Origin of the sequence: Devosia sp. 2618 (genome assembly GCF_040546815.1) — a bacterium.
Classification (GTDB): Bacteria; Pseudomonadota; Alphaproteobacteria; order Rhizobiales; family Devosiaceae; genus Devosia.
In genome coordinates this window covers 2,665,167-2,691,262 of record NZ_JBEPOO010000001.1, presented here as the reverse complement: position 1 = coordinate 2,691,262, position 26,096 = coordinate 2,665,167, and the positions used below count along the sequence as shown (strand labels likewise).

Here is a 26,096-nt window from a genome sequence, read left to right as displayed (position 1 = left end):
GCAGTCAACACCCTCCCCCTTGCGGGGAGGGATCAAGGGTGGCGCGCGATTCCAAATCCCCGGGCTTGCCTTCGGGCTTAACCCGGGGGCAGCTCGGAAGCAGCCCGTTCAATTCGACCGTCAATACCGCCCCACCCCCCGATCGTATCCCCTCGCCCCTCAGGGGAGAGGGCTAGGGTGAGGGGTGAAGGCCCACCCGCGCCCACTGTAAACCTCGCGGACCACCGCCCCTCAAGCCCGCGCCCGAAACACCCGGTGCGGCACTCCGGCAACCTCGATCCGATCGACCTCCACCCACCCCTCGGCCTCAAACAACCCCGCCGCATCCGCTGTCAGTGCATAAATCCACTGATGCCCCAGCCGCCGCGCCTCCTGCCGGGCCCGACCCAGCATCGCCCGCCCCACGCCCCGTCGCCGCATTTCCGGCGCCACTACCAGCCCGCTGAGCCACGGCGACCGTTCCGTCACCACGCCACCCGATCCGGCTGTCACCGCACAGGTGCCCGCCACCTCGCCATCCACCAGCGCCACTATGCCCAGCGGCAATCCATCCCGTCGCATTCGTTCGCTTAGATCCGTCCGCGCCGATGCCCCGCGGGGATTGTACCAATCGGGCCATTGCGCATCGAGCAGCGCCGTCAGCCGCTCGATGGTCTCTGCGTGGTCGATCAATAATCCTGTTTCAAGCGCCATCGTCCTGCCTCTCTCGCACGGCTTACCTGCACCAGACGGCGATTCCATCTGAACCAGCAACCAGATAGCGTCGCCTCAACGTGGCAATGAATCGGGGCAGGAGTCCGGTATGACCGAATGGTGGCGCGGCGGAGTGATCTATCAGGTTTACCCCCGCTCGTTTCAGGACAGCAATGGCGACGGCATCGGCGATCTGCCGGGCATCATCGCGCGCCTCGATCACATTGCCGGCCTTGGTGTCGACTGCATCTGGCTCTCGCCGATCACCCAGTCGCCACAGGCCGATATGGGCTATGACGTGTCCGATTATCGCGAGGTTGATCGGCTGTTCGGCTCGCTGCAGGATTTCGACAGCCTCGTCGCCCAGGCCCATGCCCGCGGCCTCAAGGTCATCATGGATCAGGTGGTGAGCCACAGCTCCGACCAGCATCCGTGGTTCCAGGAATCGCGCCTCAACCGCACCAATCACAAAGCCGACTGGTATGTCTGGGCCGATCCGCTGCCCGATGGCTCCCCACCAAACAATTGGCCCGCCGTGTTCGGTGGCCGCGCCTGGGAATGGAACCCGACGCGCGGCCAATATTACATGCACAATTTCCTCGCCAGCCAGCCTGACCTGAACTTCCACAATCCGGACGTGCAGGACGCGGTGCTCGATATCATGCGGTTCTGGCTCGAGCGCGGCATCGATGGCTTCCGCCTCGATACCGTCAACTACTACTTCCACGACAAGCAGCTGCGCTCCAATCCGCCCAACAAGATCAAGAGCGAACACCTCGCCTATGCCGTGAACCCCTATGACATGCAGGAGCATGTCTATTCCAAGAGCCAGCCGGAAAATGTCGATTTCCTGCGCCGCGTCCGTTCGCTGCTCAACGAATTTCCCGGCGCCACCTCGGTCGGAGAGGTCGGCGATAGCCATAAGTCCGTGGCGCTGATGGCCGAATACACCTCGGGCGGCGACACGCTGCACATGTGCTACGGCTTTGATTTCCTTGGCGACGATTTCACCGCCGCCCACTTTCGCACCCGCATCGAACAGTTCTTCCGCGAAGGCCCCGATGGCTGGCCGTGCTGGAGCTTTTCCAATCACGACGTGCCGCGTCACGTCACCCGCTGGGCGCCCCATGCCGAGGCGCAAAACGCGCTGGCCCGCCAGTCGGCGGCGCTCGTGCTGTCGCTTAAGGGCTCGGTCTGCCTCTATCAGGGCGAAGAGCTCGGACTGCCCGAAACCGACCTGCTGTTTGAAGAACTGACCGATCCGCGCGGCATCCGCTTCTGGCCCGAAGACAAGGGCCGCGATGGCTGCCGTACGCCCATTCCATGGGATGGCGGCTCTGCCCCAAATGGCTTTACCACCGGCACGCCATGGCTGCCGGTCAAGTCGGCCCAATCGGTGCTTAACGTCGCCACCCAGAACACTGACGCAGGCTCGACGCTCGCCTTTTACCGCGCCATTCTTGCCTGGCGCAAAACCCAGCCCGTGCTCAAAACCGGCGATATCCTGTTCTACGACACGGCCGAGCCGGTGCTCTCATTCCTGCGCACCGAGGGCAATGCGAGCCTGCTTTGTCTGTTCAACCTCTCGGCCGAACCGCAGCAGATCAAGATCGGCGGCTTGGGCCCGACCACAGTGCTGGAGCCCGTCTCGCAAAACGCCGCACTGGCCGACGACACGCTGACCCTCACCGCCAATGGCTATGCCTTCATCCCGGTCTCGGCTGGCGTCACGGTCGCCTCTGCATAAGCCAAAAAAATCGCCCCGGTTTTAGCCGGGGCGATCAATGATCAGTCGTTGATGTTGATCCGGGTTAGAGAGCCCGGTTGGAAGAACGCCATCTCAAGCGACCCGTCCGGGTTCACCAGATAGGCCCGGACGCAATTGTTCCAGGCCTCCACGCTCTGCACGTCATAGCCCATGCGCTCAAGCTGGCGCGAAATGGTGTTCTCGCGTCCCACGATCGAATGGCTGGCATTGCAGGCCATCTCGGATTGGGCCTGCGCGGGCAGGGTGACGAAGGCAAGGCTGGTTGCAGCAACAGCAGTTGCCATGATGATCTTGATCATTCCGTCCATCCTTTGTTTGGATTGCAGTGGTTGGCACTGTAACTCAATGCCACGCCACTTGGTTCCAAAAACTGCAACAGTTGGAACGACCTAGCCGATCGTGCTCGTCAATTAGATGACTGTTATATTCATCTTATTTCGGCGCGGACTTTACTGCACGCGCTCATAGGACTGCGGATCATAAAATTCCATGGTCTCGCGACCATCGGCCTGCCGCACCCAGGCGCGGATACAATTGTTCCAGCGCTCGACACGCGTCGCCTCGATGCCCATCTGGTTGAGGCGCATCTGGTCGAACTTGTTCTGGTCGTCCTCGGTAAACTTGCCGCCAAAGGCTGCGCCGACGCTGACCTGAACGCCGCTGCTGCTGCCAAAACACATCGGCCCGGCCATGGCGGGCGCAACGCTGGCAAGCAGCCCGACGACGACGAGGGGGAGTGCAGTTCTAAGCATTCGAGAATCTCCTTTGCCGATCTACTGCCGTGCGATTGTGGCGGCCTCGCGCCGGCGCAGCAGCAATGCGACCGCCGGAATAGCAAAACTCAGCAACAATAGCCGGATCACGTGATGCGCCGCAATGAACGCCGTATCATAACCCAGCGCGATGCCCAGCGCGCCCATGCCCTCCAACGCCCCGGGCGCCAGCCCCAGCCAGATCTGGCCAAACGGCATGTCTACCAGAAGGCTGACGCCATAGGCCATCAGCGTCACGATGGCGACGGTCATCAACGTGGCGATCAGCCCGCCCTTTGCCGCCGTCAAAAACTCGGCACGCGTGATGCCGACAAAACGCGATCCGATCAACGCCCCGGTGCAGATAAAGGTCGCCGTTACCAGCGGGGTCGGCACCGCCTCGACATAGAGCCCGCCCAGCTTGGCGACCGTTGCCGCCGCCATCGCGCCCAGCACCAGACCCGCCGGCACCTTGAGGCGGATGAACACCAGCCCCACCGCCACACAGCCTGCCGCCAGCGCCAGCAATTGCCAGACGCTCAAAAACTCAGTCGTCACCGCTGGCGCAAAGTGATCGATCGGCAAAAACACCGCCCCGATCGGCACGCAGATCGTCAGCATCAAAATCCGGATCACCTGAATGATCACGATCTGGTGCGGATTACCCACCCCCGCCGCCGCAATGCCCAGCACAAACGACAAATGCCCCGGAAACGAGCTCAGATAGGCCGTTCCCGCATCGAGCTTGAACACTTTGGCCAGCATCCACCCGGTCAGCGTAATGATCAGCACCAGTTCAAGCGCCAGCGCCACCAGACTCACCGGCCAGCTCGAAATCAGCGTCAGACTATCGGGCGCCACGCTGGCGCCCATCGACATGCCGATCAAAACAAAGGTCACATCCCGCAGCCACCCCGGCAGCGCAATCGGCACCCCGATCATCGCCGCCACCGTCACGGCCACCGCCCCACCCATCAACCACCCGGCCGGGATGCCAACAAACGTCGCCAACCCGCCGCCGATGGCAGAAATGGCAATGGTCAGCAGCGTGGGGAGGAGGGTGGTGAGGAACATGAAATTGTTTTGGCGTCGGACGCGGTGATCCGCAAGCCCTTGCTAGTGGCACTATCGTCCCACCACCACCGAACTCACCCGCCCCCTTGAGGGGAGGGCCAGGGAGGGGGACTTCGCTCCGCCAACGCAGAGGTCAGCACGGCATACACACCCTCGCCATTGCTCATGATCTCATCATTGGTAAACCGCAAAACAGCAAAGCCATGCTTGGCTAACGCCGCCTCGCGCTCACGATCCTTGGCCAACGCTGTTTCAGTAAAGTGGGTATCGCCATCGATCTCGATGACCAGCTTGACGCGATGGCAGGCGAAATCAGCAACATAGGGCCCAAGCGGAACCTGCTTGCGAAAGTGATAACCGCCAAGCCTAAGCGGTTCGATGAGGCGCCAAAACCGGACTTCGGCAGGGGTCGGGTTCTTCCTCAAACGCTGCGCCCGCGTCGACATCCCACCCCCTCCCTGGCCCTCCCCTCAAGGGGGAGGGTGAACTCCACTCAGCGGCACTATCCAGTCAAATTCACGCCTATGCACTATGTGGCACAATCGTCCAAAACACTCGATCTGACCCTCCCCCTTGAGGGGAGGGCAGGGAGGGGGTGAGCCAAAAACACCGGCCTGTGGACCACCCACAAACCGAGCAAACCTACCCCACCGGCAATGCCCGCTCCGCCAGCTTCACCCAATAGCTCGCGCCCACCGGGATCGCGTCATCATTGAAGTCATAAGTATTGGTATGCAGCTCGGAACTGTCGCCATTGCCGATGAAAATATACGCGCCCGGCCGCTCTTCGAGCATGAACGAGAAATCCTCGCCGCCCATTGATGGTGGCGCATCGGCGTCCACCCGGTCCGCGCCCACTACTTCGGCGGCAACCTTGGCGGCAAACGCCGTCTGCTCGACGGCATTGACCGTCACCGGATAGCCGCGCGCATAGCGAACGCTGGCTTCAGCGCCAAAGCTCCTGGCAAACTGCGGCACGAAATCGACCAGCCGCTGCTCGATCAGATCCTGGATGCCCAAATCAAGCGTGCGCACCGTGCCGGTGATCTTGGCCGTGCGCGAAATCACATTGTCCGCCTCGCCAGCCTCAACCATCGTCACCGACAGCACAGCATTGGCCAGTGGGTCCACATTGCGCGAGACGATCGACTGCAGCCCGACAATCATGTTGGCCGCCACCACGATCGGATCAATCGTGGTCTGCGGCCGCGCCGCATGACCGCCCAGACCGGTGATGTCGATATAAAACCTGTCCGTCGCCGCCATGATGCCGCCGGCGCGGATGCCGAAATGGCCGACGGGCATGCCGGGCCAATTGTGCATGCCGTAAAATTCTTCAATGCCGAACCGGTCGACCAGCCCGTCATCGAGCATGGCCTTGCCGCCCGCGCCGCCTTCTTCCGCCGGCTGGAAAATCACCGCGATCCGGCCATCGAAATTGCGCGTCTCGGCGAGATACTTCGCTGCGCCCAACAGCATGGCGGTGTGCCCGTCATGGCCACAGGCATGCATTTTGCCGTCGACGGTCGAGGCATAGTCCTTGCCGGTCTTTTCGGTGACGGGCAGGGCGTCCATATCGGCGCGCAGGCCAATGGTACGGCCGCTGGTATTTGTGCGCCCGTTGATGATGCCAACGACACCCGTCCGCCCGATTCCGGGAACAACCTCGTCGCAGCCAAACTCCCGCAACTTCTGCTCGACGATCCCGGCCGTCCGCACCACCTCGTAGAGAATTTCCGGATGGGCGTGAAAGTCCTGTCGCCAGGCGGCGATCTCTTCGTGGAACTCGGCGATACGGTTAAGAACGGGCATAAAATAGTCCAAAGCGGTCAATTCTGGGTCAGTTTCGCTGCCCCAATCGTTGCCGTCAACCTTAGCATGGTTTTCTGTTCTTCCCCTCGCCCCTTGTGAGAGAGGGATGCAATTCTGCGTTCAGCAGACTTGCCGCATGAGGGGGCGTGCCCCATACCCCCCCAGTACCCTTTTCCAACAAACCTGACTCAACTAGCCCAAATTTCTGCCCGCGCGGCTTGCCCGCATCGGCCATATTTGCCATGACACGCCCAACTTGCGGAGCTGCCCATGAAAATCCTGGTCGCCATCAAGCGCGTCGTCGATCACAACGTTCGCATCCGGGTTCGTCCCGATGGCAGTGGCGTCGAAACCACTGGCGTTCGCATGTCGATGAACCCGTTCTGCAAGCACGCGGTCGAGGCTGCGGTGCAGCTGTCGGAAGCCGGGCACGGCGATGAAATCGTCATCGTCTCGATCGGCCCCAAAGTCGCCAATGATGTGATCCTGACAGCGCTCGCCATGGGCGCTCATCGCGGCATCCTGATCGAAACCGATGCCGCGCTCGAAACCCTCGCTATCGCCAAACTGCTAGCCAAGGTTGTTGCCGAGGAAAACCCGGACATTGTGCTGCTCGGCAAGCAGGCCGTCGACGACGACAGCAATCATGTCGGCCAGATGCTGGCAGCGTTGACCAGTCGTCCGCAGGCCACTTTCGCCTCCGAGATCAAGGTCACCGGCCAGTCGCTCGAAGTCACCCGCGAAGTCGATACCGGCCGCGAGACCATCTCCGTGCCGCTACCCGCCATCGTCACCGCCGATTTGCGCCTCAATACCCCGCGCAACGCTGCGCTCCCCATGGTGATGAAGGCGCGCTCCAAGCCGCTGGCCGTTCGCACCGGCGCCGAGTTCGGGGTTGATCTGGTGCCGCGCCTGACCGTCGAAAAGATATCCCCGCCCGCCGAGCGAGTGGCAGGAAAGACTGTCGGCTCCGTCTCCGAGCTCGCCGCCTACATCGCCTCCGAAGTTTCCCAGATGGAGGCGCTGTGATGAGCGTACTCGTCCTCGCCGATCACGACCTCGGTGTCCTCTCGCCCGCCACTGCCCGCATCATTGCCGGCGTCAGCGCACTGGGCCCGGTCGATGTGCTGGTCGTCGCCGACGATGCAACCGCAATCGCACAGTCCGTTTCGACCCTTGCTGGCGTCGCCAAAGTGCTGACTGCCAAGGGCAATGTGTTAGCAGATAGCCTCGAAGTGCTACTGTCGGGGTTAGCAGTCCGTTATCATTATGTAGCCGCAAGCGCCGGAAGTGTTGGCAAGGATGTCATCCCGCGCCTCGCCGCCAAACTCGATCTGATGCCGGTCACTGACGTGGTCGCCATTCTCGGCCCCAACCGGTTCGAGCGCCCGATCTATGCCGGCAACGCGGTGCAAACCGTTACCGACAATCAGGCCAGGCATATCCTCACGCTGCGCGCCTCGGCCTTCCGCCCCGCCGCAACCGGCAACGCCGCACCCATCGAAGCCATTGATGGCGCTGTGGCCTCCGCCGCCCGTCTGATCGCCGAACACCGTACCGAAAGCGACACGCCAGACCTCGCAACCGCACAGATCGTGGTCGGCGGCGGTGTCGCACTCGGCTCAGCCGAAAACTTCCAGCTCATTGAAAACCTTGCCAAAAAGCTCGGTGCAGCGGTCGGCGCCACCCGCGCTGCGGTCGATGCGGGCTACGCCCCCAATGACTGGCAAATCGGCCAGACCGGTAAGATCATCGCGCCCGATCTCTATATCGCCATCGGCATTTCCGGCGCTTTGCAGCATCTCGCCGGCATCCAGGGCGCCAAAAAAATCATCGCCATCAACACCGACGCCGAAGCCCCGCTGGTCAAGCTGGCCGATGTCGCGCTGATCGGCGACCTGTTCGAAATCATCCCGCAATTGATCTCGGAATTGAATCAGCGCATCCCGTAGGACCTCATGGTGAGCCTGTCGAACTGCGAGGTCGGGCACACCGGCTTTGGTCCTTCGACACACTCAGGATGAGGCCCTGCAAAACGTTGCAAATTCCTGCCTGCCGCCTATAAAGACCCCGCTCTCTTTTCGGAACGACCCTGACATGTTCGAGACCCTCACGAAGGCCCCCGGCGACAAGATTTTGGCGCTGATGGGCGAATACGCGGCCGACCCGCGCCCCACCAAGATCGACCTCGGCGTCGGCGTCTACAAAGACGAAAAGGGCGTTACCGCCGTCATGTCGGCTGTTCGCAAAGCCGAACAGCGCATTCTGGAAAACGAAAAGACCAAGACTTACCTCGGCATCGCCGGCAACAAGGGCTATGGCGCGGCCGTGCTCGATCTTGCTCTGGCCGATAGCGTCGACCGCAGCCGCGTGCGCATCGCACAGGCTCCCGGCGGCACCGGCTCGCTCTGGGTCCTGATGCAGCTGATCAACCGCGCCAAGCCCGGCGCCACCGTTTGGGTCTCTGACCCAACCTGGCCAAACCACAACCCGATCGCCATCAATTCCGGCCTTGCGGTCAAAACCTATCCCTATTTCGACACCGAGACGCGCGGCGTCAAATTTGCCGAAATGCTTGCCACGCTCGACAAGCTGGGCAAGGACGACGTCGTGCTGCTGCATGGCTGCTGCCACAACCCGACCGGCGCAAATCTGTCGAACGATCAATGGGATAAGGTTGCTGCCAGCCTTGCACGCACCGGCGCTCTGCCGTTCATCGACCTGGCTTATCTCGGCTTTGGCGATGGCCTGCTCGAAGACGCCTATGGCACGCGCAAAATCTTATCCTCGGTGCCTGAAGCTCTGGTAGCATTCTCGGGCTCCAAGAATTTCGGCCTCTATCGTGAGCGCGTTGGTGCTGCCATCCTCGTCGCCCGCGATGCGGCCGAAGCGGACGTCACCAATTCGCAGCTGCTCAACATTATCCGTGGCGCCTATTCGCAGCCACCCGATCATGGCGCGGAAATCATCCGCACCATTCTCGAAGATGCCGAACTGCGTGCCGAGTGGGAAACCGAACTCAACGCCATGCGGGCCCGCATGATCCGTCTGCGCGAAAAGCTCAGCGAAGCAATTCGCCAGAAATCGAACTCGGAAGACTTCGATTTCATCGCCGACCATCGCGGCATGTTCTCGCTGCTTGGCCTTGAAAATTCGGTTGTTGAACATCTTAAGGCCAACAACGGCGTGTATATGATCGGCGACAGTCGCATCAATGTCGCAGGCATCCCGGAAGATCGCATCGACGATTTGGCCGATGCCATGCTTGCTGCCATCAAATAAGCCCGGCGCCGACCCTTGCAGAGGGGTCGGGTCGTGCTACATCTCAATTAAAGCCATTTAGGAGGGAACCATGAAGTTCTTCGTCGATACTGCGGAAATCAAGGACATCAAGGAGCTCTACGAGACCGGTCTCCTCGACGGTGTGACCACCAATCCATCGCTGATCGCCAAGTCCGGTCGTGACTTCAAGGAAGTGATCGCAGAGATCTGCGCGCTGGTGCCAGGTCCGGTTTCGGCCGAAGTCGCCTCGCTCGAATATGACGGCATGATCGCCGAAGGCGAGCACCTCGCCAAGATCGCCGACAACGTCGTCGTCAAGCTGCCGCTGACGCTGAATGGTCTCAAGGCTGCCAAGTCGTTCAAGGAACGCGGCATCAAGACCAACGTCACGCTGTGCTTCTCGGCCAACCAGGCACTGCTCGCTGCCAAGGTCGGCGCGACCTACATCTCGCCATTCCTCGGCCGTCTCGATGACATCAACCTCGATGGCGTTGAACTGATCGAAAACATTCGTCAGATCTACGACAACTATGGCTACGAGACCGAAATCTTGGCCGCTTCGATCCGCTCGCCAAACCACGTGACCCAGGTCGCGCTGGCCGGCGCCGACGTTGCCACCATCCCACCCGACGTGATCCGCAAGCTGGCTAACCACCCGCTGACCAATTCGGGCATCGATGGCTTCCTCAAGGACTGGAAAGCCACGGGTCAGTCGATCCTCTAGTCTTCCTCTTCCCTTCTCCCCTCGTGGGAGAAGGTGCCCGTAGGGCGGATGAGGGGTCTTCTGCCGCCATATGCGAGCTGAACCGCCCCTCACCCGTCTCGGCCTGCGGCCGATCCACCCTCTCCCACAAGGGGAGAGGGGACGACGGCCAGCAATAGGGACCCTGCCCATGGCCGATACCGAACTCGCCGCCGCCATCAAGTCCGCACTCTCCGCCGTCGAAATCCCCGGCGGGGGTGATCTGGCGGGCTATGCCGGCCTATCCGAAATCATCGTCACGCCCGGCGCCGTCGCCTTCGCGATTGCTGTCGCCACAGGCATGGAGGCCGCTTTCGGCCCCGCCCGCGAACAGGCCGTTGCCGTTACCCAAAAGGTTGCTGGCACGCGCAAGGTCATGGTCTCGCTGACCGGCGGCAAGCCACCGGCCGGCCCCACTTTCTCGCACGGCAAACCGGTCCCAGCTGGCAAGACCCCCGTACCCGGCATCAAGCGCATTATCGCGGTTGGCTCGGGCAAGGGCGGCGTCGGCAAGTCCACTGTCGCGGTCAATATCGCGCTGGCGCTTGCCGCCGAAGGCCTCAAGGTTGGCATGCTCGACGCTGACCTCTATGGCCCATCCATTCCCAAGCTGCTGGGCATAGAAGGCCGCCCAGCCATCCGCGAAGATGGCATCTTCACCCCGCACGAAGCCTTTGGTATCAAGGCCATGTCGATTGGCTCCATGCTCAATCCCGATCAGGCCGTCGTCTGGCGCGGTCCCATGGCCACGTCTGCCCTTCGCCAACTGCTGCGCGAAACCGATTGGGGCGGCATCGACGTTCTGGTCGTCGACCTGCCACCGGGCACCGGCGACATCCATATCTCGCTGTTCCAGCAGGCCGAGGTCGATGGCGTCGTCATCGTGTCGACGCCCCAGCAACTGGCGCTGATCGATGCCAAAAAGGCCATCGACATGCTGCACCGGCTCAATGTGCCGCTGTTCGGCATGGTCGAGAACATGAGCTATTTCATCGCCCCCGATACCGGCACTCGCTACGACATTTTCGGTAGCGGCGGCGCCGAGGCTGCTGCGGCTGAACTCAAGCTGGCCTTCCTGGGCGCGGTGCCGCTGGTGATGTCGATCCGCGAGAACTCCGATGCCGGTCTGCCGCCCATGGTGGCAAACCCCGATGGTCCGGAGGCCCAGGCCTTCCGCGCCATTGCCCGCAACATCCTGGCATCCACGCCCAGCCCGCATTCATGATATCTTAAGCATCACCGGCCACCCTTGGGGATGGCTGGTGTTCAAAAACTATCGATCTATGGCGCCCATATGCAGCAGACGGCCAAGCGCCGTCAGCTGGCGCAGCACGGCCTGTCCCAGTCGCAATCGCTGCGCTCAGCCATGGTCGGCAACATCAATTCGGCCGTGCAGGGCCAGGTCGATCTGACCGCCCAATTGCTGCGCTCGAAATCCGCCGATAGCGCCAAGGTCAAGCTCAACGCGATCAACAAGACCGCCTGACCGCGCTATCAACTCTGCTATGCAATCGATTGCGTAACGCTCACGGCTGCGCTATTCCGCTAGCTCATCGGCAATTGCAGCCTGAGGAGCGCGCCCGTGTTTTCCATTGATCGCAAGGATTTCGGTCCCGGTTTCACCTTCGGTGTCGCCACGGCCGCCTATCAGATTGAAGGCGGGCAGGGCGATGGACGCGGCCCCTCGATCTGGGACAGCTTTTCTGCCACCCCCGGCAACGTCCACAACGGTGATACCGGCCGCAATGCCTGCGATCACTATGAACTCTGGCCGCAGGATCTCGATCTTATCCGCGACGGTGGCTTTGACGGCTACCGTTTTTCCTTCGCCTGGCCGCGCCTGATCCCCGAAGGCACGGGCGCCGTCAATCAGGCTGGGCTCGACTTTTATGATCGTCTGATCGACGGCATGCTCGAACGCGGCATCAAGCCCTATGCCACGCTCTACCACTGGGACCTGCCATCGACGCTGCAGGATCGCGGCGGCTGGATGAACCGCGACATTGCCGGCTGGTTTGGCGACTATGCGGCCCTTGTCGCCACCAAGTTCGGCGACCGCCTCGAAGCTACCGCCACCATCAACGAGCCATGGTGCGTCGCTTTCCTCAGCCACTTCATCGGCGCGCACGCCCCGGGCTATCGCGATATTCGCGCCGCCGCCCGCGCCATGCACCACGTGCTTTACGCCCACGGCACCGCCGTCGATGCGCTCCGCGCCAATGGCGCCAGGAACCTCGGCATCGTGCTCAATCTCGAAAAGTCCGAACCCGCCGGCGACGCGCCGGGAGATCTTGCCGCGGCCAATATGGGCGATGCGCTGGCTAATCGCTGGTATCTGGGCGGCGTGCTCAAGGGCAAATATCCCGAGGAAGTCACCAACTGGCTCGGCGAACACCTCCCGTCCGGCTACGAGCGCGACATGGAAGTCGTGTCTCGCCCGCTCGATTGGCTGGGCATCAATTACTACACGCGCGGCATCTACAAAGCCTCGCCCGCCGGCCTGCCGCAAAAGGTCGATGGACCGCTCGAGCGCACCGACATCGGCTGGGAAATCTACCCTAAGGGCCTGACCGACCTGTTGGTCCGCGTCTCCAACGAATACACCAAGATCCCGCTCTACGTGACCGAGAACGGCATGGCCGAGGTCGAGGGCGACGACGATCCACGCCGCGTCACATACTATGACGACCATCTCAAGGCCGTGCTGGCAGCGCGCGAACAGGGCGCGGATGTGCGCGGATACTTCGCCTGGTCGCTGCTCGACAATTTCGAATGGGCCGAGGGCTACAACAAGCGCTTCGGCATTGTCCATGTCGACTACCAAACCCAGGTCCGCACCCCAAAATCCAGCTACCGCGCCTTCCAGGGCATGCTTCACAACACCCGCTAAAATAGGCGACGTCTTGGTCAAAGAAAAAGGCAAGTATTTCACTGCCTTGCTTATGCCCAGCGAGCCGGGCTAACTGCTGTTATTCCGCGCGCTGGAGCAGACTATGACGTCTCCATTGATGACTGAGCAGAAGACGATCGAAGACGCCGCAATTGATAGCGATTGGTGGCGTGGCGCGGTGATCTACCAGATCTATCCGCGCTCGTTTCAGGATCAGGATGGGGACGGTGTCGGCGATCTGGTGGGCATAACCAGCCGCCTCGATTACGTGGCTGATCTCGGCGTCGACGCCATCTGGCTGTCGCCTGTTTTCACCTCGCCGATGAAGGACTTTGGCTACGACGTCTCGAACTATCGCGACATCGATCCCAGCTTTGGCACGCTCGAAGACTTCGACAATCTGGTCCAGAAGGCCCATTCGCGTGGTCTCAAGGTCATCATCGATCAGGTGATTTCGCACTCGTCCGACAAACATGCCTGGTTCTCGGAAAGCCGCCAGTCGCGCACCAATGCCAAGTCCGATTGGTATGTCTGGGCTGACCCCAAGCCCGATGGCACGCCGCCCAATAACTGGCTCTCAATATTTGGCGGCTCGGCCTGGCAGTGGGACAGCCGCCGCATGCAATATTACCAGCACAATTTCCTGGTTTCCCAGCCCGACCTCAACTTCCACAATCCCGAAGTTCAGGACGCGCTGCTGGGCGAAATGCGCTTCTGGCTCGAACGCGGCGTCGACGGCTTCCGCCTCGACACGGTCAATTTCTACTTCTGCTCGCTGGCCTTTGAAAACAATCCGGTGGTCAAGCCAGAAGACTTCAACGCCTCGACCGCGCCGGCGGTGAACCCTTACAATTTTCAGGAACATCTCTACGACAAGTCGCAACCGGAAAACCTTGGTTTCCTCAAGCGTTTGCGTTCGCTGATGGACGAATATCCCGGCCGCACCACGGTCGGCGAAATCGGCGATAGTCAGCATCAGCTTGAAATCATGGCCCAATACACCTCGGGCGATGACCACCTGCACATGGCCTACACCTTCGATTATCTCGGCGGCGCCTTCTCGGCCGATCACTTCAAGGAATCGATCGAGGCCACCGAACGCTATGCGCCGGATGGCTGGATTTGCCTCGCCTTCTCCAACCACGACGTGGTGCGCCATATCAGCCGCTGGGGTGTGCACGGGCAGGAAGCCGAGTTCACCCGACTCACCGCAACGCTGATCCTGTCGATGCGCGGTTCGGTCTGCCTCTATCAGGGCGAAGAGTTGGGCCTAAAGGAAGCCGAGCTCTCCTTCGCCGATCTGGTCGATCCCTACGGCATAGAGTTCTGGCCCGAATTCAAGGGCCGCGACGGCTGCCGCACACCAATGGTCTGGCAGTCACACGCTTCCAACGGCGCCTTCTCGACCGCCAACCGCACCTGGTTGCCAGTCCCAGCCGAACACCTGACCCATGCCGTCGATACGCAGGACGGCGTCGATGGTTCGGTGCTGGAATACTACCGCGCGATGCTGCGCTTCCGCCGCGAACACCCTGCTTTGGCCAAGGGCACCATCACCGTGCTCGATACCACCGGCAATGTCCTCGCCTTCACCCGCGAAGACGACAACGAAAGCATGTTGTGCGTGTTCAACATGGGCCACGACCCGGTTGAATATAGCCTGCCCGGCGGTCTCTCCCCGCGCGATGCGGGATGCCCGGGCGTGACTGCAGTGCCCAATAACGGCAAGATCGCACTGGGGCCGTTTGCGGCTTATTTGGGTTTGATCTAGCGGGGATACCCCCACCTAATCTCACCCTGATAGGGGGAGGAATTGATCTAGCTTGAAGCCCAATCTCGACCCTATCACCGGCCGGGTTCCTCCCCCTATCAGGGGGAGGTTAGGTGGGGGTACTGAGATCCCTCACCCAATATCCGGCAGCCGTGCGCTCACCAGATCCCGCGTCAGTCTATGGTGCGGATTGGCAAAGATCTGCTCGGGCTTGCCCTCTTCGACGATCTTGCCGGCATCCATCACCAGCACCCGGTCGGCCATGGCGCGCACCATGTCGAGGTCGTGGCTGATGATGAGATAAGTCAGCCCGAAATCGGCCTGCAACCGCGCCAGCAGCGCCAGCACCTCGCCGCGCACCGACACGTCGAGCGCCGAGACCGGCTCGTCGAGCACCAGCAGGCGAGGGCGTGTCACCAGCGCCCGGGCAATCGCCAGCCGCTGCCGCTGCCCGCCGGAGAATTCATGCGGATAGCGTTCCAGCATCGCCGCGCTCAGCCCCACGGCCTCGACCGATTCCACCAGCCGCTCGCGCGCTGTTTCCCGGCTTAGCCCCGGCACCAGTCGCAGCGGCTCGCTCACCGAATTGGCCACAGTCAGGCGCGGATTGAAGCTGCCAAACGGGTCCTGAAACACCAGCGAAATATCGCGCCGCAGCGTCTTGGGCAGGTCGGAGCCGTGATAGGTCACGCCCTCCAACCGCACCTCGCCGGACGTCGCTTTGTCCAGTCCGACAATGATCTTTGCCAAGGTCGTCTTGCCGCAACCCGACGGGCCGACCAGGGCCAGGCATTCCCCCGACGCGACACTAAAGCGCGCGGTATCGACCGCTCGTATCGGCTTTTGCCTGAACAGAAACGTGCCGCCCTGATGGTAGTCGCGGCTGATGCCGTCGACCTCAAGTAGCGTCTCGCCGATGGGCGGACGCGCCGGCGTCGGCACGTCAAACCGCGAGGCCGCCACCAGCTTTTGCGTATAGGGCTGGGTCGGGGCCGCGAACACCGTCCTGACCGGTCCACTCTCAACCAATCGTCCCTTGTGCATCACCGCGACACGCGAACAGAGCGCGCCAACGGCCTTGAGGTCATGGCTGATGAATAGCAAGGCCATCTGCCGCCGCGAGCAAATCTCGGCGATCAGATCGAGCACGCGCCGCTGCGTGATAAGGTCGAGCGCTGATGTCGGCTCGTCGGCGATCAGAATGTCGGGCCGACTGGCCAGCGCCATGGCGATCATCACGCGCTGTCGCTGCCCACCGGACAGTTGATGGGGATAGCGGTCGCCGTGCTTTTGCTCCAGCCCCACTTCGGTCAGCAGGTTTGGAACCTCGATATGGGTCGCGCCATGCTGGGTGTTGAGGCGGATGGATTCCTCGATCTGCTCGGTTACCCGCATCAGCGGGTTGAGCGCCGTCATCGGCTCCTGAAACACCATGCCGATGCGCTTGCCGCGCAGCCGCGCCATGGCGCGCTCGTTCGTTGGCATCGGCGCGCCGTCGAGCGTGATCGTGCCGCCCATGGCTGCGCCTTCGGGCAGAAGACCAGTGATGGCCATGGCGGTCAGGGTCTTGCCCGAGCCGCTTTCCCCGATGATGCCGAAGCGCTCGCCGCGCTCCAGCGAAAAGCTGACATCGGCCACCGCTTCGCTCGCGCCGAAGCGCACCGAAAGGCCGGAAACTTCAAGCAAGGACATTGGTATTTCCCTGCTTGAGGCGTGGGTCGATGGCGTCGCGCAAACCGTCACCGGCAATGTTGAGTGCAATGACGATCAGTACGATGGCAATGCCCGGCGCCAGGGTCAGCCAGGGGTGGATCAGGAACAGGCCTTGCGCGTCTTTGAGCATCAGGCCAAGGCTGGTCGCGGGCGGCTGCGTGCCATATCCGATATAGCTGAGCCCCGCCTCAGCCAGAATGCCCAGCGACATCTGGATGGTGCCCTGCACGATGATCAGGCTCATGATGTTGGGCAGTAGGTGCCGATAGGCGATCGCGGCACTGCCCAGCCCGGCCAGCCGGCCCGCCGCGACGAAATCGAGCGTTGCCACACTCAATGCGCCGCCACGGGCCACGCGGGCAAACACCGGGATGTTGAACACGCCAATGGCAACGACGGCGTTGACGGCGCCGGGGCCGACCAACGTGGTGATGAGGATCGCAACGATCACCGATGGAAAGGCGAACACGAAATCGGACAGCCGCAGTACCGCCCATTCGACCGGCCCACCCCATGCCGCAGCCGCAAGCCCCATCGGCACGCCGATGCCCACGCCAATCGCCACGGCAACCGCTGCAACCAGAAAGCTGGTCCAGGTTCCCGACATGATCAGCGATGCCATGTCACGGCCCAGATTATCCGTGCCCAGCCAATGGGCCGCGCTCGGCGCAAGGAAACGACGCGGGATGTCGATCTGCTCGATGGGGTAGGGCGTCCAGACCAGAGAGATCAGCCCGATAGCGAGAAAAATCACAGTGGCAATCAGCCCAATGGCAAGGCTCGGATGCGCAAAAAACCGCTTCATGGCGCGCTCCTTTCCCGCAGGCGGGGGTCGACCACTGCATAGGCCAGATCGGTCAGCAGCATAGTCGCCGTAACCGTGATGATGAGAATGATCGTCGCGCCACGCACCAGGATCAGGTCGCGCTCGGAGATCGCGGTAAAGATCAGCTTCCCGATACCGGGCAGGTAAAACACGTTCTCGACGATGACCGTGCCCGCCACCAGATAGGCAAACTGCAGCCCCAGAATGGTCAGGACCGGCAGCAGCGCATTGCGCACGCCATGCCGCCACACGGCCTCACCCATGGTGAGCCCCTTGGCCCGCGCGGTGCGGATGTAATCCTGATTGGTGACATCGACGAGCGCAGTGCGCATCACACGCGCCAGGATCGAGGCTTGCGGCAATGCAAGCGCCAGACTGGGCAGGATCAGCCCGCGGAACGCCAGGCCCGGATTTTCATGCCATGGCGTAAAGCCGCCCGGCGGCAGCCAGCGCAGCACCACGGCAAACAGCAGCGTCAGCAACATGCCGAACCAGAAATTGGGAACGGCGATGCCGGTCTGGGCTGTCACCATGACGATGGTATCGAGCGCCTTGCCGCGACGGCGGGCCGCAAGAATGCCCAGTGGCAGACCAACCACGATCGAAATAATCATGGCAAAAATCGACAGTGGCAGGGTGACGCCGAGGCGGCCCCAGATCAGTCCGGCGACAGGCGCACGCTGCGAATAGGACGTGCCGAAGTCGCCCTGCAGCATGCCCCAGATCCAGCCAAAGAACCGCTCATAGGCCGGGGCGTCGAGCCCCATCTGGATACGGAGTTTCGCGACGGAAGCGGGCGTCGCATTGATGCCGAGCATGAACTGCGCGGGATCGCCCGGCAGTTGATCGAGCAGCCAGAAAATAACCAGCGCCGCAACGAACAGCGTCGCGGCGAAGCCAAGAAAGCGGCGGAGTGTAAAGAGGATCATGCGTTCGTTTGTGGCCCGTCGACCCCCACCCCAGCCCTCCCCGCAAGGGGGAGGGTGCCGGTCCGCATGTAGGGCAACATCGCGCCCCAGACTCTGAACAGCACCTCCCCCCTTAAGGGGGAGGTTGGGTGGGGGGGCGTCAGGCGTTCAATGTTGGAAAGACTATTCAGTCCACCGGATGTCGCGGAGAACCAGGCCTTCGATGGGCGAGTTCTGCCACATGCCGGTGAGCTTGGCGTTCCACACGCCGGTCTGGGCGAGCTCGAACAGGTAGCCGTTGACGGCATCCTTGGCGAGGATGGTCTGGGCCTCGATGGCCAGTTCCTTGCGCTTGGCTTCGTCAGTCGTGCCATTCAAAGTCCTGATCAGCGCCTGGAATGTGGGGTTGTCGTAGTTAAAGTAATAGTCGGGATTTGCGTAATTTCCAATGTCGAAGGGTTCAACATGGCTGATGATCGACAGGTCATAATCCTTGTTGGTGTACACGTCCTCAAGCCACTGCGCGAACTCCACATTGATCAGCTCCAGCTTGATGCCGACGGCGGCAAACTGGCTGGCAATGATCTGCCCCGAAAGGCGCGCATAGGCGACCGGTGGCAGCTTGAGCGTGGCGCTGAAACCATCTGGATAACCAGCTTCAGCCAGCAGCGCCTTGGCAGCTTCCGGGTCGAACGGATAGGTCGCCGTCAGGTCGACATAGTAGGGGTTGTGCGGTGCAAACGGCGCGCCGATTGGGGTGCCGTAGCCATAGGTTGCGCCGTCGATGATCGCCTGCCGGTTAAGGGCATGCGCCATGGCCTGGCGAACCTTGAGGTTGTCGAAGGGCGGCTTCTTGTTGTTGGTGGCGAGGATCGTCTCGCCTTCCGTCGTGCCGACCAGCACATGGAACTGCGGATTGTTCTCAAACACCGCCAGCGCTTCGGGGGCAAAATTGTTGACGCCGTCAATGTCGCCGGCCAGCAACGCATTGGTCATCGTCGCGGTGTCGCTGATAAAGACATAAGTCGCCTTGGTCAGGTGCACAGGTGTGCCCCAATAGGGCTGGTAGGCCTCAAGGATCACGCGGCTGCCCTTGTCCCATTGCACGAAGGCAAAGGGGCCGGTGCCGATGGGTTCATTGGCATTGTTGTCGGCGCTTTCCGGCGCCACGATCACTGCGTCACCACGCGCCAGATCGAACAGGAAACGGCCGATGACTTCATCGAGCTTGAACTCGACCGTCAGCGGGTCGATCACCGTCACCGAGGTGATCGGGGTGTAGAATTCCTTGTGCGCATTGGCGCTGTCTTCAGCCACGATGCGGTCGAAGGTGAACTTGACATCGTCAGCATCAAAGCTGGTTCCGTCATGGAAGGTCACGCCTTCGTTGAGCTTGAACGTATAGGTCAGCTGATCGTCGGAAATGGTCCATTCCTTGGCCAGTGACGGCTCGACTTCGCCGTTCTGGTCGACACGAACCAGACCCTCGAAAATGTTTTGATAGACGACAATATCGATGGCCTCAGCGGCGCCTGCCGTGGGATCGAGAATTGGTGGCTCCAGCGCCACGCCGATCCGCACTTCGGTCGGCTGCGCCATGGCCGCCCCGGCCATTGCCGTAGTCAGCGCCAGCGCCAGCCCGAAAGCCTTCGTCGTCTTGTTCATAGGGTAGCTCCCATTTTCGGCGGAAACCGCCGTCGATCTGTTGGCCGGATTGCCCCGTATAGCCACATAACCGTGCCGGCGCATGAGGCTCCGGCTCCCGTGGCCCGATCATATAAGGGATCGTCACTAACATGGCAGTACGTCGCCCTGTTATACTTTCCTACGATCACCCAGCCGCGTAGCAAGAACGACCGGAATTAGCCCCGCCAGCACAATGAACAGCGCCGGTAGGGCCGCCTGGGCAAAAAGCCCGACATTGGCGCGGGAGTAGACCATCGTCGCCAGCGTATCGATTCCGAGCGGCCGCAATAGTAGCGTCGCGGGCAGTTCCTTGACGATCTCGACAAACACCAAGGTGGCTGCGCTCAGGATCGCAGGGGAGAGCGTCGGCAGATCAATCTTGAACAGCAGTTCCAGCCGTCCCGCACCCAGCACACGCCCGGCGTCGAGCATGCCATCGCCCCGCTTTTTCATCGCGGCATCGAGCGTTGAGTGGCTGACCGCAAGGAAACGGATCGAATAGACATAGAGCAGCGCCGCAATCGAGCCCGACAGGATCAATCCCGGCCGCCAGTCCCACAGCGCCATGGTCATACGGTTGAACCACAGATCGGCCTGCCCCAGCGGTTGCAGCAGACCCAAAGCCAGCACCGTTCCGGGAATGGCATAGCCCAGCGTCGCCAGCCGGATCGCGCCGCCGCTGACCGACCCACGGCGTCCCTGCTTGGCGGCAAAAAGCCCGATGATGACGGTCAGAACAGCGCCGCTGGTGGCCAGCATCACAGTCGGCACCAGCGCCGTCAGCGTCATGCTGACCGTTTCGGGCAGCACCAGCCGGAAGGCGAGATAGAACAATTCACCGGCCGGAATACCGAATCCGAACGCGAACAGCACGAGGCAGAAGCCAAATGCCACCCATTTGCCCGCGCCCCGCAATTGCGCCCGCGCTGGCGGCACGCGGTTGTCGCGATTGGCGAGATAAACCCGGTCACGTCGAGCCCGCTGCTCGGCGATGATCAGGAGGCCAATCACCAGCACGACGGTGACGGCAAGCTGCGCCGCGCCGCCAAAGTCCGAGCGGTTGATCCAGGTGGAATAGATGATCGCGGTAATGGCGTTGATGCCGAAATACTGCACCGCTCCCAGATCGTTGACCACTTCCATCATGGCCAGCGTCATGCCCACCACGAGAGGCGGCCGCGATAGGGGCAGCGTCACCGTAAAAAACGTGCGCAGGCTACCCGCACCCAGCGTGCGTGCCGCAATGGTCAGGCTCGTGGACTGCATCAGGAAAAAGCTGCGGCACGCCACATAGACATAGGGGTACAGCACGCTGGACAGCACCAGCGCGCCGCCCCACTGGCTCTTGATGTCGGGGAACCAGTATTCCTTGAGCGTCGTCGCGCCGTTGATCGAGCGGATGAAGGTCTGGATCGGGCCGGTAAAGCCCAGAAATTCCACGTAGCTATAGGCGGCAAGATAGGTCGGCACCGCCAGCGGCAGTACCAGTGCCCAGTCAAACACGCGCCGCAGCGGAAACTCGAAATGTGACACCAGCCACGCCGCCAACAGGCCCGTAACGCCGGTAATGATGCCGACCGAGGCCATCAGCAGCCCGGTCTCGCGCAGGGCGGTGGGCAACATGGTGGCGGCGAGCCCGTTGCTGCCGCTGCTGGTGGCAACCAGCCCGCTATAGGCCAGCCATAAAACCGGCAGGCCCATCACGGCCACCAGAAAAAGCGAAGCGACCGGCAGAGGAAATCCCCTGCCGGTCTGTTTCGTCACCGCGATGCTGTCTTGGGTCGCGATGCGCGTGTTCCTTAGTTCTGCGGACCTTCGTCGAACTTCAGCTCGTCAACCAGAGCGGCAGCTTCGGCGCGGTGCGATGCGACGTCAACCAGCGAAACCTGCGATGGCTTCAGCGTGCCCCAGCTGGCAACCAGCTCGTTGATTGGTGCGCTTGGCACGACGGGGAACTCGTAGTTGGTGTCGGCATAGATTGCCTGAGCTTCATCCGAGAGGAGGAAGGCGATCAGCGTGTTGGCGTTTTCTACGTTTGGCGCATACTTGGCAATGAAGCCGCCGGCCACGTTCACCTGAGTGCCATCGGTCTCTGCGTCCGGGTAGATGATCCGGGCGGAATTGGCCCAGTCCTTCTGCTCTGGCTCAGCTTCGTTGTGCAGCATCGCACCCATGTAATAGGTGTTGGTGATGGCCAGATCGCAGGTGCCTTCGAGGATGTTCTTGACCTGAATGCGGTCATTGCCGCTCGGCGCCATGGCCAGATTGTCACGCACCTTGCCGAGCCACACGCGGGCCGCGTCAATGCCGTGCTCGGCGATGTAGTGGGCGATCAGGCCGATATTGTAGGCATGGTTGCCCGAACGGGTGCAGATGCGGCCCTTCCACTCTGGGGTGGCCAGATCGTCATAGGTCAGCGCGGTGGCGTCGACGCGATCTTTGGACACGTAGAACACGCGCGAACGCAGCGACAGCGCGGTCCAGTTGTCGTCCGTGGCGCGGAATGCCTGTGGCACGCGCTCGTCGAGCACTGGGGTGGTGATCTTCTGGGTCAGGCCCTGCTCTTCAGCACCGACCAGATTGCCGATGTCGACGGTGAGGACGACGTCGGCTGGCGACAGTTCGCCCTCGGCCGCAACGCGTTCCAGCAGGCCGTCGCCCGCGAACAGCACATTTGGCTTGATGCCGGTTTCGGCGCTGAACTTATCCAGCAGTGGCTGCAACAGGCTCTGCTCGCGATAGCTGTAAATGTTGACTTCGCCGCTCTGGGCGAAAGCTGGGGCTGCAATCCCGGTCAAAGCGACCGTGCTGAGCAGGGCAAGGGCAAGGCGCGTGGTCTTGTTCATGTCATTCTCCCATTGAGAACGGGGTTCAAGGTCCCGTCCGAATGGCGTCCTTGTTTACATTTTGCCGCTGGGTGTCAATAAAACTTAATAATTACAATGACTTACAGTTTAGAACTGTTCAAACATCCAGCCTGAATAGCAAGCGGATTCAACTTGTTAGCTGATCGTCAAAGTCAGCTTCACAAGGTGCGACAAATAGTTCAGATCGTCGGATTTACTCTGTTGCTGGTGGCAAAGCCGGTCGATCAACCAGATCGGGCGGAATAATCAGCGTAAACAACATGCCGCGTTCGCCGGCTGGATCGACCGATAGCGAGAAGGCGTTGACCGCCAGCAGCGAGCGGGTCAGCGCCAGCCCGACACTAGAGCGAACTGGCGTCATCATCTGCCCGTCCTTGCCCACGCCATCGCGGAACACGACAAACCGCTCGGCCATGTCGACCACGGTGTTGGAGCTGTCGCGCACATGAATAGCAATGCCGCCGTCATCCTCGCGCTGCGCCGAAATCACCACGGCAGCACCGGTCGGCGTCTGGTCGATGGCGCTCGCCAAAAGATTGAGCACCGCCTGAGCCAGCGAGGCGCGGTCCGCCGTGATGCGCGGCAGGCTTTCCGAAATCGCGTTGCGCACGATGACGCGCGCATTGCTCGCCTGCTGGCGAATTCGCAGCACGCAGCTTTCAAGCAGCGCCGTCAATTCGATGCTGGCACGCTGTGGCAGGTAACGGCCATCGCGGAGGCGGGCATAGTCGTCGAGTTCATCGACCAGCGCGGCGATCTCCTGCCCGGCAGTGGTGATATCCTGCGCATAGATTTCGTAGCGCTCGTTCTGCAGCTTGCCGAAGGCTTCGCTGCGGATCAGGTCGGAGAAACCGATGATTGTGTTGAGCGGACGCCGCACGCCACGGCTGATCCGCGCGAGCAGCGCCGGATCGACATCAGATGGCGCCGACAACCGGACGGGAGCCGCTTCGCGAGTGCGCACAAACCCGAAATAGCCGGTGACGACACCCGCCTGGCCCTGGGCAAACAGAATGATCTCCGCACGTCCTGACGCTGACCGCAGTGTGAGGCAGGGACGGGCGGTTTCAGCGAAGCGCGCCGGGCGTTCAAGGAATTCCTGCAGATGCGGCACGTCCTTAGGACCGACCAGCGCTGATAGCGCCTTGCCTTCCACCATGCCGTCGGTATCGAGCAGCGTGGCGCCCAGCGGGGTGATGGCGCTGACCACGCCCGCACGCGTCGCTTCCAGGAATCCGTCGCCGCGCACTTCTGCAAAGCTCTGTGCGAAGGCGTTGACGGCAGCCTCATGGCCCGTGCGCACTTCGGTGGTGCTGGCCGACAGCATCAGGGCAGGGCGCCCCTGCCACGAAATCGACTGCAGCCGCGCCGTGACGGGCACCAGCGTACCATCGCGCTGCATCAGATGATTGACCGGTCCGGCCCCCGCGCTGTCATTGCCGGCAGCGGGGAATACGGCGGCGAGGCCTGCAGCGCGCAGATTTTCCACCGAGTCATAGCCCACCATTTCGGTGATGGCCCGGTTGGCAAACAGGATCTGCTGATCGCGGAACACCAGAATGCCCAGCGGCAGTCGGTTAAGCACCAGCGTCTCGCCACCAAGATTGATCAGCGCGCCAGTGCGGGCAGGCTCAGAGGGAGCGGCAGTCATCACAGCCGATTGCTGCGGATCGCCGACCCGGTCATTGAGAATGCGCGACAGCTCATCGAAATTGTAGCGCGATACGCGCTCGACCGATTCCACATCCGGCTGCGGCGTCTCTTCTGCGGTGTTCTGGATGTCTTCGACAACCGGCACTTCGTCCTCGGTCACCGACCCATCGAGCGTCACCAGATCATCGAGATCGGCTTCAGCCTCGGTCTGCTCCGGCTCATCCGCCACAAAGCCGCTTCCGGTCAGGCGATAGAACTGTTTCGGCGCAGCATCTTCCTTCAGCGCGAGAACCGGCGGCACGTCGTCTTCATCCGTCAGCGGCGAATAAAGCGCGTCATCATCGGCCAGCCGATCGACAAGCCGACTCAGCCGGCTGCTTGTCGTGACTGCGGGCACATCGGCATCAAGCTCGGCGGCAGGCTCAATCTCCGCCTCTGGGGCAGCCTGCGGCACCAGTTCGAACGCTGGCCGCGAATCTTGTTCGGCCTCGCGCCAGTTTTCCAGCTCACGCGCATAGGCATCCTCGTCGGCAACGATGATCGCTGCGACATGGTCCTCGTCAGGCTGTGACGCCTCATTGTCCGCCTCATCGAGCGCGGCCTGCGCAGCGGCAAGGCTGTCTTCAGGGATGTCGTCGCTCAGCGGAGAATCAGTTGGAGCGTCGGCAACGACAACTGGTGTTGCCACCTCTGCCACCGGAGCGGGCCCAGGCTGCTTCGACTCACCGGCCGCTTCCAAAATCTCGGGCGCAATCGGGTCGACCCCGACCACCAGCAAAACGTTCTGGCCGTCCTGCCAGGTCAGGGGCGTGGTGGCGCAAGTGCTCGATGCAGGCTTGTCGCCGGCCAGAAACTGGATGCGCGCCAGGCTTGTGCGACCAACCGAACCGAGCCGGATATTGCGCGCAATCTGGCCTTTTATGGGGATAGCACCCGGCGCGAGCTTGAGACCATGCTTTTTCAGCTTGGCCAAAAACAGCGAGGCGGCGTCATTCTGCCACAGCAAGAGCTGCCCGTCCTGAGACCACAGCCAGGCCGGTCGCGAATCTGCTGCGTGCTGCTGCACGCGGCGAGCGCTCGGCGATGTGATCCAGTCAGCATCCATCTGCGATAAAACTCTCCCGTCCGGATACACAGGTAATTATGTACCATTCCGGCACAACTAAGCCCGGGGCCTTAAGGTTTCTTCAATATAGGGTGCGTTTGCCGGGGTCCAGCCTAGCGCAAAGCCTGGGCCTACCCTTCGTCTGGGATGGTTAAGTCGGCCCTCAGGCAACATGGTTCTTCCACAGGAAAATCGGGACTTGTCATCCCGGATTTCTCGACCTATGTTCCGCCCGCTTTCGGGAGCCAGCCAAGGTCTCCCTCGCAGAGCATTTGCCGCCTTAGCTCAGTTGGTTAGAGCGCTAGATTGTGGATCTAGAGGTCCTCGGTTCGATCCCGAGAGGTGGTACCATTCTTTCCTTGAAATCATTGCGCTTTCCTCCACCCCGGCGTTGAGGGAAGTCGATGCGTGTCGCTCGCGGCACCGGCTGGTTGATTCTCGTGCGCCCCCCTACATGTTCGGGCTAGGTCGTTAGCCCTTTGGGCTGTGCCCATCGTTCTTGCCGCGTTGTCTCAATGACTTGCTCAGCCGCTTGGATGGCTTTGCCGATTGCG

At 61.8% G+C, this 26,096-nt stretch carries 22 protein-coding genes and 1 tRNA gene; 10 read left to right on the top strand and 13 right to left on the bottom strand.

The features are described 5' to 3' along the window. Positions 1-231 precede the first annotated feature (231 nt). Entirely contained in the window at positions 232-693 is a 462-nt protein-coding gene (locus ABIE28_RS13465) for a GNAT family N-acetyltransferase (RefSeq protein ID WP_354063736.1), read from the bottom strand. Positions 694-802: 109 nt separating this feature from the next. Between ABIE28_RS13465 and ABIE28_RS13460 the strand changes: the two genes are divergently transcribed. Further along, on the top strand, positions 803-2,440 hold the full coding sequence (locus ABIE28_RS13460) for an alpha-glucosidase (RefSeq protein WP_354063734.1): 1,638 nt from the start codon (positions 803-805) through the stop codon (positions 2,438-2,440). Between the two features lie 41 nt (positions 2,441-2,481). Here ABIE28_RS13460 and ABIE28_RS13455 read toward each other — a convergent pair whose 3' ends face one another. The 5 genes from ABIE28_RS13455 to ABIE28_RS13435 all read right to left on the bottom strand — a co-directional run bounded on the left by ABIE28_RS13455 (position 2,482) and on the right by ABIE28_RS13435 (position 6,099). Next, positions 2,482-2,760 (bottom strand): PepSY domain-containing protein, encoded by a 279-nt coding sequence (locus ABIE28_RS13455; protein WP_354063732.1) that lies wholly within the window; start codon positions 2,758-2,760, stop codon positions 2,482-2,484. Positions 2,761-2,910: 150 nt separating this feature from the next. Continuing rightward, on the bottom strand, positions 2,911-3,213 hold the full coding sequence (locus ABIE28_RS13450) for a hypothetical protein (RefSeq protein WP_354063730.1): 303 nt from the start codon (positions 3,211-3,213) through the stop codon (positions 2,911-2,913). A gap of 21 nt (positions 3,214-3,234) precedes the next feature. Continuing rightward, a complete protein-coding gene (locus ABIE28_RS13445; RefSeq protein WP_354063728.1) occupies positions 3,235-4,287 on the bottom strand; it encodes an AbrB family transcriptional regulator in 1,053 nt (350 codons plus the stop codon). A gap of 74 nt (positions 4,288-4,361) precedes the next feature. Beyond that, positions 4,362-4,733: an endonuclease domain-containing protein gene (locus tag ABIE28_RS13440; protein ID WP_354063726.1), complete on the bottom strand. Its 372-nt coding sequence runs from the start codon at positions 4,731-4,733 to the stop codon at positions 4,362-4,364. 196 nt (positions 4,734-4,929) lie between these two features. Next, positions 4,930-6,099 carry a M20 aminoacylase family protein gene (locus ABIE28_RS13435; protein WP_354063724.1) on the bottom strand — a complete coding sequence of 390 codons (1,170 nt, stop codon included), beginning with the start codon at positions 6,097-6,099 and terminating at the stop codon, positions 4,930-4,932. Positions 6,100-6,369: 270 nt separating this feature from the next. Here ABIE28_RS13435 and ABIE28_RS13430 point away from each other — a divergent pair, with 270 nt between their 5' ends. From ABIE28_RS13430 to bglA, 8 genes are all read left to right on the top strand, one after another. Next, the gene (locus ABIE28_RS13430) at positions 6,370-7,128 is read left to right on the top strand and encodes an electron transfer flavoprotein subunit beta/FixA family protein (protein WP_354063722.1); all 759 of its coding nucleotides are present in this window, start codon (positions 6,370-6,372) and stop codon (positions 7,126-7,128) included. Next, a complete protein-coding gene (locus ABIE28_RS13425) occupies positions 7,128-8,051 on the top strand; it encodes an electron transfer flavoprotein subunit alpha/FixB family protein (RefSeq protein WP_354063721.1) in 924 nt (307 codons plus the stop codon). Before ABIE28_RS13430 ends, ABIE28_RS13425 begins: the two co-directional genes overlap by 1 nt. 145 nt (positions 8,052-8,196) lie before the next feature. Beyond that, the gene (locus ABIE28_RS13420; protein ID WP_354063719.1) at positions 8,197-9,381 is read left to right on the top strand and encodes an amino acid aminotransferase; all 1,185 of its coding nucleotides are present in this window, start codon (positions 8,197-8,199) and stop codon (positions 9,379-9,381) included. A 70-nt stretch (positions 9,382-9,451) separates the two neighbouring features. Further along, on the top strand, positions 9,452-10,105 hold the full coding sequence (gene fsa, locus ABIE28_RS13415; RefSeq protein WP_354063717.1) for a fructose-6-phosphate aldolase: 654 nt from the start codon (positions 9,452-9,454) through the stop codon (positions 10,103-10,105). A 169-nt stretch (positions 10,106-10,274) separates the two neighbouring features. Further along, a complete protein-coding gene (locus ABIE28_RS13410; RefSeq protein ID WP_354063716.1) occupies positions 10,275-11,348 on the top strand; it encodes an Mrp/NBP35 family ATP-binding protein in 1,074 nt (357 codons plus the stop codon). 30 nt (positions 11,349-11,378) lie between these two features. Next, on the top strand, positions 11,379-11,609 hold the full coding sequence (locus tag ABIE28_RS13405; RefSeq protein ID WP_354063715.1) for a hypothetical protein: 231 nt from the start codon (positions 11,379-11,381) through the stop codon (positions 11,607-11,609). A gap of 96 nt (positions 11,610-11,705) precedes the next feature. Beyond that, entirely contained in the window at positions 11,706-13,013 is a 1,308-nt protein-coding gene (locus ABIE28_RS13400; protein ID WP_354063714.1) for a GH1 family beta-glucosidase, read from the top strand. A gap of 103 nt (positions 13,014-13,116) precedes the next feature. After that, positions 13,117-14,784 carry a beta-galactosidase BglA gene (gene bglA / locus ABIE28_RS13395; RefSeq protein ID WP_354063713.1) on the top strand — a complete coding sequence of 556 codons (1,668 nt, stop codon included), beginning with the start codon at positions 13,117-13,119 and terminating at the stop codon, positions 14,782-14,784. A gap of 132 nt (positions 14,785-14,916) precedes the next feature. Here bglA and ABIE28_RS13390 read toward each other — a convergent pair whose 3' ends face one another. The 7 genes from ABIE28_RS13390 to ABIE28_RS13360 form a co-directional block, all read right to left on the bottom strand. Next, positions 14,917-16,476: a dipeptide ABC transporter ATP-binding protein gene (locus tag ABIE28_RS13390; RefSeq protein ID WP_354063711.1), complete on the bottom strand. Its 1,560-nt coding sequence runs from the start codon at positions 16,474-16,476 to the stop codon at positions 14,917-14,919. Then, positions 16,463-17,302: an ABC transporter permease gene (locus tag ABIE28_RS13385; RefSeq protein ID WP_354063709.1), complete on the bottom strand. Its 840-nt coding sequence runs from the start codon at positions 17,300-17,302 to the stop codon at positions 16,463-16,465. Before ABIE28_RS13385 ends, ABIE28_RS13390 begins: the two co-directional genes overlap by 14 nt. After that, positions 17,299-18,252, bottom strand: a complete 954-nt coding sequence (locus tag ABIE28_RS13380; protein WP_354063707.1) for an ABC transporter permease — start codon at positions 18,250-18,252, stop codon at positions 17,299-17,301. The genes ABIE28_RS13385 and ABIE28_RS13380 overlap by 4 nt, the downstream gene beginning before the upstream one ends. Before the next feature lie 162 nt (positions 18,253-18,414). Beyond that, positions 18,415-19,896 (bottom strand): ABC transporter substrate-binding protein, encoded by a 1,482-nt coding sequence (locus ABIE28_RS13375; protein WP_354063705.1) that lies wholly within the window; start codon positions 19,894-19,896, stop codon positions 18,415-18,417. A gap of 150 nt (positions 19,897-20,046) precedes the next feature. Beyond that, positions 20,047-21,681: an ABC transporter permease gene (locus ABIE28_RS13370; protein ID WP_354063703.1), complete on the bottom strand. Its 1,635-nt coding sequence runs from the start codon at positions 21,679-21,681 to the stop codon at positions 20,047-20,049. Between the two features lie 35 nt (positions 21,682-21,716). Beyond that, a complete protein-coding gene (locus ABIE28_RS13365) occupies positions 21,717-22,763 on the bottom strand; it encodes an extracellular solute-binding protein (protein WP_354063701.1) in 1,047 nt (348 codons plus the stop codon). A gap of 214 nt (positions 22,764-22,977) precedes the next feature. After that, positions 22,978-25,542, bottom strand: coding sequence for a sensor histidine kinase (locus tag ABIE28_RS13360; RefSeq protein ID WP_354063699.1), 2,565 nt, complete (start codon positions 25,540-25,542; stop codon positions 22,978-22,980). A gap of 274 nt (positions 25,543-25,816) precedes the next feature. Here ABIE28_RS13360 and ABIE28_RS13355 point away from each other — a divergent pair. Then, positions 25,817-25,893 (top strand) — tRNA-His (locus ABIE28_RS13355). The last annotated feature ends 203 nt before the right edge of the window (positions 25,894-26,096 follow it).